This window comes from Hyphobacterium lacteum (genome assembly GCF_036330345.1).
Lineage (GTDB): Bacteria > Pseudomonadota > Alphaproteobacteria > Caulobacterales > Maricaulaceae > Hyphobacterium > Hyphobacterium lacteum.
The window spans coordinates 168,381-181,529 of record NZ_JAZDRP010000001.1 but is presented as its reverse complement, the minus strand read 5'-3'; the positions used below and the strand labels follow the sequence as shown (position 1 = coordinate 181,529).

General features: G+C 59.9%; 10 protein-coding genes. All 10 read right to left on the bottom strand.

The features are described 5' to 3' along the window. Position 1: 1 nt before the first annotated feature. Positions 2 to 2,359: an outer membrane protein assembly factor BamA gene (gene bamA / locus V0U79_RS00855; RefSeq protein WP_330197565.1), complete on the bottom strand. Its 2,358-nt coding sequence runs from the start codon at positions 2,357 to 2,359 to the stop codon at positions 2 to 4. 24 nt (positions 2,360 to 2,383) lie between these two features. Further along, positions 2,384 to 3,559, bottom strand: a complete 1,176-nt coding sequence (locus V0U79_RS00850; protein WP_330197564.1) for a M50 family metallopeptidase — start codon at positions 3,557 to 3,559, stop codon at positions 2,384 to 2,386. A 16-nt stretch (positions 3,560 to 3,575) separates the two neighbouring features. Then, positions 3,576 to 4,754: a 1-deoxy-D-xylulose-5-phosphate reductoisomerase gene (dxr, locus tag V0U79_RS00845; protein ID WP_330197563.1), complete on the bottom strand. Its 1,179-nt coding sequence runs from the start codon at positions 4,752 to 4,754 to the stop codon at positions 3,576 to 3,578. Further along, the gene (locus V0U79_RS00840; protein WP_330197562.1) at positions 4,751 to 5,569 is read right to left on the bottom strand and encodes a phosphatidate cytidylyltransferase; all 819 of its coding nucleotides are present in this window, start codon (positions 5,567 to 5,569) and stop codon (positions 4,751 to 4,753) included. The genes dxr and V0U79_RS00840 overlap by 4 nt, the downstream gene beginning before the upstream one ends. Next, positions 5,559 to 6,287, bottom strand: coding sequence for an isoprenyl transferase (locus V0U79_RS00835; protein WP_330197561.1), 729 nt, complete (start codon positions 6,285 to 6,287; stop codon positions 5,559 to 5,561). Before V0U79_RS00835 ends, V0U79_RS00840 begins: the two co-directional genes overlap by 11 nt. 24 nt (positions 6,288 to 6,311) lie before the next feature. Continuing rightward, positions 6,312 to 6,872: a ribosome recycling factor gene (gene frr / locus V0U79_RS00830; protein WP_330197560.1), complete on the bottom strand. Its 561-nt coding sequence runs from the start codon at positions 6,870 to 6,872 to the stop codon at positions 6,312 to 6,314. Positions 6,873 to 6,888: 16 nt separating this feature from the next. Next, the gene (pyrH, locus tag V0U79_RS00825) at positions 6,889 to 7,653 is read right to left on the bottom strand and encodes a UMP kinase (RefSeq protein WP_330197559.1); all 765 of its coding nucleotides are present in this window, start codon (positions 7,651 to 7,653) and stop codon (positions 6,889 to 6,891) included. Positions 7,654 to 7,709: 56 nt separating this feature from the next. Next, positions 7,710 to 8,591: a translation elongation factor Ts gene (tsf, locus tag V0U79_RS00820; RefSeq protein WP_330197558.1), complete on the bottom strand. Its 882-nt coding sequence runs from the start codon at positions 8,589 to 8,591 to the stop codon at positions 7,710 to 7,712. A 39-nt stretch (positions 8,592 to 8,630) separates the two neighbouring features. Continuing rightward, on the bottom strand, positions 8,631 to 9,476 hold the full coding sequence (gene rpsB, locus V0U79_RS00815) for a 30S ribosomal protein S2 (protein ID WP_330197557.1): 846 nt from the start codon (positions 9,474 to 9,476) through the stop codon (positions 8,631 to 8,633). Between the two features lie 179 nt (positions 9,477 to 9,655). Then, entirely contained in the window at positions 9,656 to 13,108 is a 3,453-nt protein-coding gene (gene dnaE / locus V0U79_RS00810; RefSeq protein WP_330197556.1) for a DNA polymerase III subunit alpha, read from the bottom strand. Positions 13,109 to 13,149 lie beyond the last annotated feature (41 nt).

The following is a 13,149-nucleotide window of genomic DNA, read 5'->3' as shown; positions in this document are numbered from 1 at the left end:
ATTAGAATCCTGTTCGTGTGCTGAAGCGGAAGAATTCGGTGCGGTCATAGGTTTCATTGACCAGCGCCTCGGCCAGATCAAAGCGAACCGGTCCGAAAGGTGAATCCCAGAAGATACTCAGGCCGGATGATACCCGAAGCGAGAGATCGTCTGTGGTGAAGGCAGAGCCCGGCGTGGCTTCGGCGATGAGATCATCATCATCCAGAAGGCCGAGCGTACCAAAATCGGTAAACAGGCTGCCGCGCACGCCGTATTGCTCCGGCAGCGGCAGCGGGAAGGACATTTCAGCGGTACCGATGGCGTAGAAACGGCCACCGAGGGCGTCACCGCCACGCAAGCGGCCGGTTGTGGTGTCTCGGACTACGACCCGTGGGCCGATACCGGCGATTTCGAAGCCGCGGAAGGAGTTACCGCCGCGGAAGAAGCGGTCGTTAATTCGGACGCTGTCGCCGCCCCAGCCCATGATGAAGCCGGAATTCAAATTCAGGCTACCCACGAAATTCCAGAAGAGCGGGCGATAGACAGATGCCGTAATTTCCGTCGAGACGAAACGGACATCGCCGCCAATGCCTGCAAAGGACTGGGCCACTTCAGCCCGGAAACCACGCGTGGGCTCGATCGGATTATCAACGCGATCCCACCGCAAGGTGTAATTCATCACCGATGTGACACGAGAGCCGGCCTGGTTGCGCAGCGCCTGGTTGGCGCCGGCAAACACCACCACGTCATCCGTCCGCAGCGTGTATTGCAGACCCAGATTGGTTGAGCGTGTTGTCGGGAATCCGGCGCGCAAGCTGAAGCCGGTCGACTGGGTTTCGAAGCTCGCTTCGGTAATGAAATCCGAGCGAACCGAGAAGATATCAACGCCCGCCGCCAGATTGCGGTCGAGGAAGCGCGGCTCGGTAAAACGGATATCGATCTGCTCGCGCCGCGAGGATGCCGCGATGCGGAAGCGCAGGAATTGTCCACGGCCTCGCAGATTGCGCTCAGAAATCGAAAGGTCGATCAGGAATGCGTCCGTTGAGGAGAAGCCCGCACCGAAGGCCAATTCGCCTGTCGGTTGCTCGGTAACGGCGACCTGCAGTCGCGCCCGGTCCGGTGATGAGCCCTGAACCTCGGTAATTTCAACTTCTTCAAAGAAGCCCAAACGGCGTACACGGCCTTGCGAACGATCGATCAGCGAGCGGTTGAAGGCATCGCCTTCGACCAGTTCCAGCTCGCGGCGGATCACATGGTCCAGCGTCCGGGTGTTCCCCACGATATCGATGCGCTCGATATAGACGCGAGGACCTTCCTCGATCTCGAAAACAACGTCCACCGTGCGATCTTCGCGGTTCCGCGAAATATTCGGCACGATATTGACGAAGGCATAGCCTGTGGCACCTACAGCAAAATTCAGCGTGTCGACCGATTCCTCGATCAGTTCGCCCTGGAACAGTTCACCTGAACGTACGGACAGATATTGAACCAGGCGCTCGGGATCGACGTCCGGCAGCTCGGTTTCAACGCTGACATCACCGAAGGTATAGATGTCACCTTCGTCCAGCGTGAAGGTGATGTAAAAGTCTTCCTGGTCCGGCGTCAGCTCGGCGACGGCCGACACCGTGCGGAAGTCGGCAAAGCCCTGATTCTGGTAGAACTGACGCAGCAATTCGCGGTCATATTCCAGGCGATCGGGGTCGTAATTGTCATTGGTCGAGAAGAAACGCCACCAGCGCGATTCCACCGTCACCAGCTCGCGGCGCAGAGTACGGTCGCTGAAGCTGTCATTGCCGATAAAGTTGACGCGGCGGACACCGGTAACCGGGCCTTCGGAAATCTCGAACACCAGATCAACACGGTTCTGAGGCAGCTCGACAATGCGCGGCGTCACCTGTGCAGCAAAACGGCCAGCACGGCGATAGACCTCGATGATGCGCTGCACATCGGCCTGAACCCGGGCTCGGGTGAAGATGGCGCGCGGCTGGGCCTGGATTTCCTCGTTGATCGCATCGTCATCAACGGCGCGGTTTCCTTCAAGGATCACGCGGTTGATGATGGGGTTTTCCTGGACATAGATCACCACGACATCACCGCGGTTCTCTATTCGCACGTCGGAAAACAGGCCGGTGGCAAACAGCGTCTGGATCGACAGGTTCACAGAGCGTGCATCGACCGGAACGCCCGGCTGCAGCAGTAAATAGGACAGAACCGTATCAGCTTCGACGCGCTGGTTACCCTGAACCAGAATCTGCCGCAGAGGCTGGCTTTGCGCAGCCTGTGTTGCCTGTGCGTGAACCGGTGCACTGGCACCGATCATCGCAACACCGGTAATTACGCAAAAAATAGCCGCGGTCAGAACGCGCTGAAAACTCGACATACAGGCCGCCGTTCGTGTTTCGGATCAGGAACCCAATCCGCCCAAATAAACCAAATCGTTCCAGGTTGCTACAAGCATCAAACCCAGTACCAACGCAAGCCCGACTCTGAAACCGATCGCCTGCACTTTCGCACTGAGCGGCCGCCCGGCAACCGCTTCGTAGGCGTAATACACGAGATGTCCGCCGTCGAGTATGGGAATTGGCAGCAGATTAACTAATCCCAGACCGATGCTAAAAAGCGCCACTAGCTGAATGAGATTTAATGCAAGGCCACCGGCCGCTGCTCCGGTTGTCTGTGCATTATCAATGGTCGCATTGGCGACCTGACCGGAAACCGTGACGATTCCCACTGGCCCGTTCAGCATGTTTGGCGGTACGCGTCCGGTGAGAATGCGCCAGACATAGCGTCCGGTTAGCGAAATGACATTGCCGACCTGACCAAACGCAGCGCCAATCGATTCGATGGGCCCCAACTGCCGGAAATAACGCTGATTGGTTCCGCTGAAGCCGACAATGGCCCTTTCGCGGAAACCACCCAGTCCGTCGGCAACGCGCTCTATCCGCGGCGTCATCAGCATATCGATCTCGCGGTCATTCCGCTCGACCACAACCAGCAGCTCTTCGTCCGGCCGCAACATGAATTCGGTCATGATCTGGGGGAAGCTGTCGATCCGGTTGCCTGCAATACTGACAATCCGGTCACCGGTTTGCAGGCCCGCCCGCTCGGCTTCTGACTCAGCGCGCACATTGCCCACGATCGGCGCCTGCGTGGATTGGCCGAATGTGGCGAACAAGACAAAGAAAATCAGAACAGCGAGAATGAAATTGGCGAGCGGCCCGGCAAAGGCGATAAAAGCGCGCTGCCAGACCGGTTTGAAATGATAGCAGCGGTCTGCAGCTGCCCCGAGCTTGGCCCGCATTTCGGCCAGCTTTTCCTGATCAGGTTCGCTGGCAGCGCCAGCATCCCCCAGAAAACGCACATAACCGCCCAGAGGCAGAGCTGCGAGACGCCAGATCGTGCCGCGCCGGTCCCGGACGGCAAACAGGGTCGGACCAAAGCCCATGGAAAAGACTTCGGCGTGCACCCCGCACAGACGGCCGGCGAAGAAGTGTCCGAGTTCGTGAACAATCACGACGACCGAGATCACCGCCGTGAAGGCGAGAATCGTAATCAGACCCGAAGTGAGAAAATCCAGCAAGGCGACCTCTTTGATTTCAGGCGCTGACCGAAGCCAGCTGACCGCGAACCCGGTCGCGAGCCAGTCTGTCTACACGCAAAGCCTCTTCCAGACCGTTAAATCGCTGCGGAAGCGCATGGTCTGCGTCCAGCTGTTCCAGACAGTCTGAAACCAGCCGGGGGATGTCAAGGAAGCCAATGCGGCGTTCCAGGAAGGCTGCAACAGCCACTTCATTGGCCGCGTTCAGGGCCGACGTGGCCCCCTCGCCGGCCAGCAATGCCTCGCGCGCTATACGAAGTGCCGGGAAACGCTGCTTATCCGGTGCTTCGAAATCCAGTTGACCGATGCGCGCCAGATCCAGCCGCTCGGCCGGTGTATCGATCCGTTCCGGCCAGGACAGGGCGGAAGCGATGGGAATACGCATGTCCGGGCTGCCCAGCTGAGCCAGCACACTGCCATCAATGTATTCCACGAGGCCATGGATCACGGACTGACGATGCACCACCACATCGACCTGCTCCGGCGGTAACGAAAACAGGCGGCAGGCCTCGATTACTTCCAGCCCCTTGTTCATCAGGGTCGCGGAATCGATCGATATCTTGTCACCCATGCTCCAGACCGGGTGCGCTAAAGCGTCTTCGCGCGTGACCGATTTCATCTTCTCGACCGGCCAGTCACGGAAAGGCCCGCCAGACGCCGTCAGCGTGATTTTACGGATGAATTTGTCCTGGCCAGGATAAATCGACTGGAAGATTGCATTGTGCTCACTATCGACGGGCAGGATCAGCGCGTCGCGTTGCCTGGCGAGATCGATAAAATATTCCCCCGCACAGACAAGGCATTCCTTGTTGGCGAGCGCCAATGACGATCCCGCCTGCAAGGCCGCTGCCGACGGCTCCAGCCCGGCCGAACCAACGATGGCGGCCATTGTCCAGTCCACCGGCCGCGATGCGGCCTCGACAAGCGCGACGGGACCCGCTGCGGTCTCGATCCCGCTGCCCTTCAAAGCGTCGGCCAACTCATCGGCCTTGGCATTATCGGCAATCACGGCGATCTCAGGACGGAATTTTTCCGCCAGTTCCGCCAAAGCCTTCACATTGGAGTGCGCGGTCAGTGCGACAATTTCAAATTCGCCCTCGGGTGCACGGCCGACCAGATCCAGCGTTGCAGTGCCGACCGAACCGGTGGCGCCAAGAATTGAAATTCGGCGGCTCATAACGGGCTTTCAAGCACATTCAGAGAGGCCAGGACCAGCCCTGTCAGACAGGCGGCCATCAGCGCATCGACACGGTCAAGCACGCCGCCATGCCCGGGAATGATCTCGCCCGTGTCTTTCACACCGAAAAGACGCTTGAACAGTGACATCGCCATGTCGCCCGCCATAGCCGCGACCGCCAGTACAAGGCCCGCGATCATTGTGCCGGTGATGTCAAAGCTTTGCCATGCAGCAAAACCCCAAGCGGCCGCGCAACCTCCCGCCAGACCGGCAATCAGACCAGACCAGGTCTTGTTCGGGCTCGCCTTCGGCCACAGCTTGGGACCGCGTATCCAGGTTCCGGCAAAATAGGCCGCACTATCAGCGGCCCAGACGACCAGGAGAATGAAGGCGGCCGCATCCAGCCCGTTGAGGGCACGAAGCGATGCCAATGCGGAAACCGACAAAGCGACATATAGGATGCCGAAACCGCCGCGCCAGCGCCGGGACGTCGGCATATCACCGGTGAAACTCACACCGATTGCGCCGGCCATTGGCCAGGCGATCATCCAGAAAAACTCGCCATCCGCTGCGAAAAGGACGGCTCCCGCAGCCGCTGCCGAGGCAATGGCATAGCTTCGCGTCGGCGCTTCCCGGTCGGCCATGCGCATCCATTCCCAGGCCATGGCCGCAGCAAACGCCGCGCAATAGGCCGTGAAGGCCAGACCGCCGCTCCAGAGAAGGAATAGCGAAACCGGGATCAGGATGAGGGCGGACACTATCCGCGTGACCAGTGCCGGATCGCGCTGGCGGGCCGGCTCTGTCTCAGGCGGCATCCACGCCTCCAAACCGCCTCTGGCGGGCGGCAAATTGAGCCAGGGCCTGCTCGAAATGACTGGCCCGGAAATCCGGCCACAGCACATCCAGGAAAACCAGTTCAGCGTAAGCAGCCTGCCAGATCAGGAAATTACTGGTGCGATGTTCGCCGCTGGTGCGGATGACCAGGTCCGGATCTGGCATTCCAGCCGTATCGAGATGGCTGGCGAACGTTTCTTCGGTGATAGCGCCCGGATCCAGACGGCCCTCGGACACTTCCCGCGCAATCCGGCGCGTGGCGCGGACCACTTCGTCCCGGCCTCCATAATTGAAGGCAATGGTCAGAAAACAGCGGTCATTCTTCTCGGTAGTTTTCTCGGCCCGCTCGACGATTTCAAGCAGATCGGCCGACAGACCTTCGCGGCGGCCGGCAATCCGGATATTGACGCCTTCGCGATCCAGTTTTGCCAGATCGGCATCGACAAACCGTTTCATCAGGTCAAACAGCGCATCGACCTCTTCGCTCGGCCGGCGCCAGTTCTCGGTCGAAAATCCGAACAGGGTCAGATATTTGACGCCAAGATCGCCCGCAGCGCGCACGGCTTCGCGAACAGCCTCAACCCCTTTGGAATGTCCGAATGCGCGGGGCCGGTTGCGCTGTTGCGCCCAACGGCCGTTTCCGTCCATGATGATGGCGACATGCCGGACACCCCGGCATTTGTTTTCGCCTTCAGCCATGAACACCTCCCAAGCCGGACAGGCCTAGACCTGCATGATCTCGTCCTGCTTGGATTTCAGCGAAGAGTCCACCTTGCCGACATAGTCATCGGTGAGCTTCTGAACGCTATCGGACTGGCTCTTCAGCTCGTCCTCGCTGATTTCGCCGTCTTTTTCCATCTGCTTGAGCGTATCCATGCCATCGCGGCGGACATTGCGGATGGCTACACGCGCATGTTCCGCATAGCTGCTCGCCGCCTTGGCGAGCTCGGCCCGGCGTTCCTCGTTGAGCGGCGGGATCGGAATACGCAGCAGCGTGCCTTCAACCACGGGATTCACACCCAGAGGCGAGTTGCGAATGGCCTTGTCGACCGCACCCACCAGTTCCTTGTCCCAGACCTGGACCGAGATCATGCGCGGTTCGGGCACGGACACGGTACCGACCTGGTTGATCGGCGTAGGCGAGCCATAGGCTTCGACATTGATGGCATCGAGCAGGCTGGCCGATGCCCGGCCGGTCCGCAGGCTGCCAAAATCCTTATGAAGCGCATCGAGTGCGCCATCCATACGGCGTTGCAAGTCCTTGAGGTCGATACTCGCGCTCATGGGTTTTCCCCTGTTGTTATTGGGCCTGACGGCGTTCGCCGATGGTTGTGCAGGTGCCCTCACCTGCCAGAACGCGTGCGAATTCGCCCGGCTTGTGAATATTGAACACCACGATAGGCACGGCATTCTCACGCATCAATGTTACGGCTGCAGCATCCATGACCTTCAGGTCCTGGGCAAGAACCTGCAGATAATCCAGTTGCTCGTAGCGTTCCGCATCCGGGTTCTTGCGCGGATCGTCGGAATAGACCCCGTCGACCTGAGTGCCCTTGAACAGGGCTTCACACCCCATTTCGGCAGCGCGAAGCGCTGCAGCGGTATCTGTGGTGAAAAACGGATTGCCGGTGCCTGCAGCAAAGATAACAACCCGGCCTTTTTCCATGTGGCGAATGGCACGGCGACGGATATACGGTTCGGCGATCGAGGTCATCGGGATCGCGGACTGGACCCTCGTCGGGACACCGATCCGCTCCAACGAATTCTGCATCGCCAGTGCATTCATGACGGTCGCCAGCATGCCCATATAGTCGGCTGCGGCGCGATCCATGCCCTTGGCTGCCACGGACAGGCCGCGGAAGATATTCCCTCCGCCAATGACCAGGCAGACCTCGGTGCCATTCTTCACGGCCTCTGCGACTTCGCGCGCGACGCGTTCCGCAACATTCAGGTCAATACCGTATTGCTGTTCGCCCATCAGGGCCTCACCGGAAATCTTCAGCAACACCCGCTTGTAGAGGGTGTGTGGCGCCTGCGAGGGCTTTTCTCCGGCAGAATCAGTCATGGCCATAGACTAAAATAAAAGCGCCGGAGCGGTAAGGCTCCGGCGCTGATTTCGGGTTAACCGCCCTTCGCTGTTGCAGCGACTTCGGCGGCGAAGTCTTCCGACTTCTTCTCAACGCCTTCGCCGACTTCCATCCGGATAAATCCTGTGATGGTGACGCCGGCATCCTTTGCGGCCTCGGCGACCGTCTTGTCAGGGTCGATCACGAAAGACTGGTTGAGAAGCGTCACTTCAGAGAAGAACTTCTTCATCCGGCCCTTGATCATGTTCTCGATGATATTTTCCGGCTTGCCGCTTTCACGAGCTTGCTCGGTGAGAACATTGCGCTCTTTCTCGACAATAGCCGGGTCGAGATCAGCTTCCGACAGAGAGGCCGGATTGATGGCAGCAATGTGCATCGCGACCTGACGCGCAAAATCCACATTATCGCCATCGATGGCTACCAGCACGCCGATCTTGCCCATGCCGTCAACCGCAGCATTGTGGACATAGGCGGCGACATTGCCACCTTCGATCCTGGCCAGGCGGCGGACCGACATGTTCTCGCCAATCTTGGCGATGTTGTCGGTGATCAGATCGGCAACAGCCTTCCCGTTCACGCTCGCAGCCTTCAGGCCTTCCACGTCAGATACACCGAATGCCGCCGAGGTGATGTCTTTCACCATCGACTGGAAGTCGGAGTTCTTGGCGACGAAGTCGGTCTCGGAATTCACTTCCACAGCGACGCCAACGCCATTTTCAACGGCGATGCTGACCAGGCCTTCAGCGGCCACGCGGTCGGCTTTCTTGGCTGCCTTGGACAGGCCCTTGGTGCGCAGCCAGTCAACGGCGGCATCCATATCGCCATTGGCTTCGGTCAGCGCCTTCTTGGCGTCCATCATGCCTGCGCCCGTCATGTCGCGCAGTTCCTTCACGAGGGCGGCAGTAATTCCAGCCATCGGTCTCACTCCTGATTATATTGCGGTTCGGAAGGCTGATCAGCCTTCGGCTTTTTCTTCTTTGGCTTCGTCAGATGCTTCAGCGGCCGCTTCGGTAACCGGTGCGGCTTCTTCTGCGGCCGGCTCCTCGGTGAGTGCAGCTTCAACGGCCGGCTCGACCGCAGCACCGAGATCAACGCCGAGATCGGCCTGTCCCTGGGTAATGCCGTCCAGCACAGCGTCGGCAATCAGCTCGCAATAGAGCGAGATGGCGCGGGCTGCGTCGTCATTGCCCGGGATCGGGAAGTCGATCGGATCGGGATCGCAATTGGTGTCAACAATGCCGATGACCGGGATGCCCAGCTTGCGGGCTTCCTGGATGGCAATGGCTTCCTTGTTCGTATCAATCACGAACATCAGGTCCGGCGTGCCGCCCATTTCCTTGATACCGCCAAGCGACAGTTCAAGCTTTTCGCGTTCGCGGGTCAGGTTCAGAAGCTCTTTCTTGGTGAAACCCGACTGGGCTTGTTCGTCGTCGAACAGGCCTTCCAGTTCACGCAGGCGGGCGATCGAGTTCGAGATCGTTGCCCAATTGGTCAGCGTACCGCCGAGCCAGCGATTGTTCATGTAATATTGCGCACAACGCTTGGCGTTCGCAGCAATGATGTCAGATGCCTGGCGCTTGGTGCCGACAAACAGGATCCGGCCGCCCTTGGCCGCAACATCGCGAACCTTGACGAGCGCCTGGTGCAGCAGCGGAACGGTCTGCGACAGATCCAGAATGTGGATGTTCGCGCGCTCCCCGAAGATGAAAGACTTCATCTTGGGATTCCAGCGGTGCGTCTGGTGGCCGAAGTGAGCGCCAGCCTCAAGCAATTGGCGCATGGAGAATTCAGGCAGTGCCATTGATCATATCCTTTTCCGGTTAGCCTCCACGGAACGGAGTCAAGTTGGCGGAATTGCCAACCCAACACCGGAGCGACGGACCCAACACAGGCCGCGCCGAAGTTCCGCGTGCGTGATCGCGCGGGCTTATACGGGGCGATTCCGCTTAGCGCAAGCCCGAACGGGCATTTCAGGGCCGGCTAGATCAGCTCGACACTCTCTACGCCTTTGACCCCGCGCAGGGCAGCCTGAACGGGTGGCGTGGTGGGTACGCGGCCGGGAAGCCGCAATTCGGCCTCCCCGCCTTCGGATACCGCAAGTACAAGATAGACAACGCCCTCACCTTTTCCGCTTTCGGCTGCCCGGTCGAGCCGGGCTTTGACGCTTTCAAGCGCCTCGGGTTCCAGACGCACTCTGAGCGCATCGGCGGCCGGCGCTTCATCCAGTGCTTCGATACTTTCGGAGAAAAACCGAAGCTGTTCTTCCTTGTCATCAATACTCACCCCGACCATCACCGAGGCGCCTACTTCCAGCACGTCACGGAAAGCATTCAGCATGTCCGGATTGACCAGGACCTCAAACTCGCCCGAAGGATCGGACAGGGTCACCCAGGCAAAGCGCTTGCCGGATTTCTGGGAGACGCGTTCCTGACGCCGCCTGACCACCCCCGCCATCCGGATAGCCGAAGCGCCGTCGGCAACGCGGTCGGGCGCATCCGCCACAAAGACCACGCCGCGGCGCGCCAGCATGTCGGCCATATCATCGAGCGGATGGCCGGAGAGATAAAAGCCGATGGCGGCCAATTCCTCGTCCAGGCGCTGGGTGGCGGTCCAGGACGGCGGTTCGGGCAGTTTCGGCCGGGCAAGCCCTCCTGCATCGGGGGCGGCATCACCAAACAGGCTGACCTGAGCCGTTTCGCGCTCCTCTTGCGCCTTGGCCGCCATGGCACACAGTGTTTCCGCTGCCGCAAAGGCTTTGGCACGGTCCGGCTCGAGGCTGTCGAAGGCCCCGGCGCGGGCCAGATTCTCAAGCGTCCGCTTGTTGAGCAGCCGTGGGTCGACCCGCTCGGCGAAATCGAACACATCCTTGAAAGGACCATTGGCCTCGCGCTCCGCGACCAGTGCTTCCATGGCCGAAAGGCTGACATTGCGGATGGCGCCGAGCGCATAGATAACGGCTCCGTCCTTCACCGAAAAATCAGCTTCGGAAATATTGATGTCCGGCGGCTGGACCGGCACGTCCATGCGGCGCGCTTCCTGGAAGAAGACGGCAAGCTTATCGACATTGCTGCGATCGAGACTCATCAGCGCGGCAAGGAATTCGACCGGGTGATTGGCCTTCAGATAGCCGGTCCGGTAGGCGATCGCGGCATAGGCGGCGGCGTGCGATTTGTTGAAGCCGTAACCGGCAAACTCGTTGACCAGTTCGAAAATGTATTCGGCCTTGCCGCGCGAGACGCCTTTGGCTTCAGCGCCCTCCAGGAAACGGACCTTCTGCTGGGCCATTTCCTCTTTTTTCTTCTTGCCCATGGCGCGGCGGAGCAAGTCGGCCTCGCCGAGCGAATAGCCCGACAGGATCTGGGCGATCTGCATCACCTGTTCCTGGTAGATGATGACGCCATAGGTCTCGTTCAGGACCTGCTTCAGGTCAGGGTGCAGATAATCGACTTCCGCCCGGCCGAACTTCCGGTCGACATAGACGTCGATATTCTTCATCGGGCCCGGCCGATAGAGCGAGATCAGGGCAATCAGATCCTCGATCTTGTCCGGCTTCATCTTGGATAGCGTATCCCGCATGCCCGAGGATTCCATCTGGAACACGCCGATTCCCGCGCCCGTGGACAAAAGCTCGTAGACCTTCGGGTCATCGAAAGCGGCGTTCTCGAGGTCAGGCACTTCGCCACCAGCCTTCTCGATATAACCGATTGCCCGGGCGATCACGGTCAGGGTTTTCAGACCCAGGAAGTCGAACTTCACCAGCCCAGCCGGCTCGACCCATTTCATATTGAACTGGGTGGCGGGAATGTCGGACCGCGGATCGCGATAAAGCGGCACCAGCTCCTCCAGCGGGCGGTCACCGATGACCACACCGGCAGCATGGGTGGACGCATTCCGGTACAAACCTTCCAGCTTCAGCGCGATTTCCAGCAGCCGCTCGACACCCGGTTCCTCTTCACCGAATTGACGCAGGCGCGGTTCGATCTCGATGGCCTCAGCGAGGGTGACAGGATTGGCCGGGTTCGCAGGAACCAGCTTGGCAATCTTGTCGACGAGGCCGAGCGGCAGCTGCAGCACCCGGCCGACATCGCGCACAACGGCGCGTGCCTGAAGCGTACCGAATGTGATGATCTGCGCCACATGATCGGCGCCATAGCGCTCCTGCACATAGCGGATCACCTCGCCTCGCCGCTCCTGGCAGAAGTCGACGTCAAAGTCGGGCATGGAGATCCGTTCCGGGTTCAGGAAGCGCTCGAAAAGCAATCCGAAGCGCAGCGGATCCAGGTCTGTAATGGTCAGCGCCCAGGCAACGAGCGAACCTGCCCCCGAGCCACGGCCCGGCCCGACGGGGATATCATGGTTCTTGGCCCATTTGATGAAATCGGCCACGATCAGGAAGTAGCCGGGGAAACCCATCTTGCCGATGATCTCGAGTTCGACCTCGAGGCGTTGCCAATAGTTTTCCTCGGGCTCGGCAGGTTCGACCGCGTTGAGCCGGGCCTTCAGGCCCTCTTCTGCCTGAGCGCGCAACTCGGACAACTCGTCGCGTCCACCCTCGGTCGGGAAGCCCGGCAGAATGGGGTCGTGGGTTTTTGGCCGGAAAGAACACCGCCGGGCGATCTCGATTGTGTTCTCGATGGCTTCGGGCAGATCCTCGAAGCGCGCGATCATTTCCTCGGATGAAGCGAAGAAGTGATCCGGCGTGACACGGCGACGCTCATCCACCGTCAGATACTGACTGTCTGCAATACACAAAAGCGCATCATGCGCCGAGTGCATGTCCCGGCCGGGGAAATAGCATTCATTGGTGGCCACCAGAGGCAGGCCACGCTCATAGGCCGCTTCGACCAGCCAGTTCTCGGCGATCAGCTCCTCGCGGCGGCCATGGCGCTGGAGCTCGACATAAAGCCGGTCACCGAAGCCCTCGGCCAGGCGCGACAGCCATTCGCCCGCGGCGCCCTTATGCCCTTCCGTGATGAAACGGTTCAAGACACTGTCCGGACCACCGGTCAACGCAATCAGCCCGTCCGCGTGTTCAAAAAGCCGCTGTGCGGTGATGTGGGGCAGCTCGGTCGGTCCGACTTCCAGGAAGGCGGCGCTCGTGAGCTTTAGAAGATTTCTGTAACCTGCCTCATTTGCAGCCAGTAGTGCCAGCGTGCCGTCCGGCTGGGCTGCGTCTCCGGGGCGGGGGTCGGTCAGGCGTATCGACAAGGTGCAGCCGGTGATCGGCTGAACGCCCGCCCCGGAGAGCAGTTCTGAAAATTCGAGAGCCCCAAAAAGATTATTGGTATCGGTCAACCCGATGGCCGGCATGCCATCGGCTTTCGCCAGCTCCACCATCTTGCCGATCGGGATGGCGCCTTCCAAAAGCGAATAGGGTGAGCGGTTCCGCAGATGGACAAAAGCTTCGCCCGGAACATCCCTTCCCTCGCCCATGAAAACCGCTCCTCATCAATCGACTCACTCCTAGCAGAGCA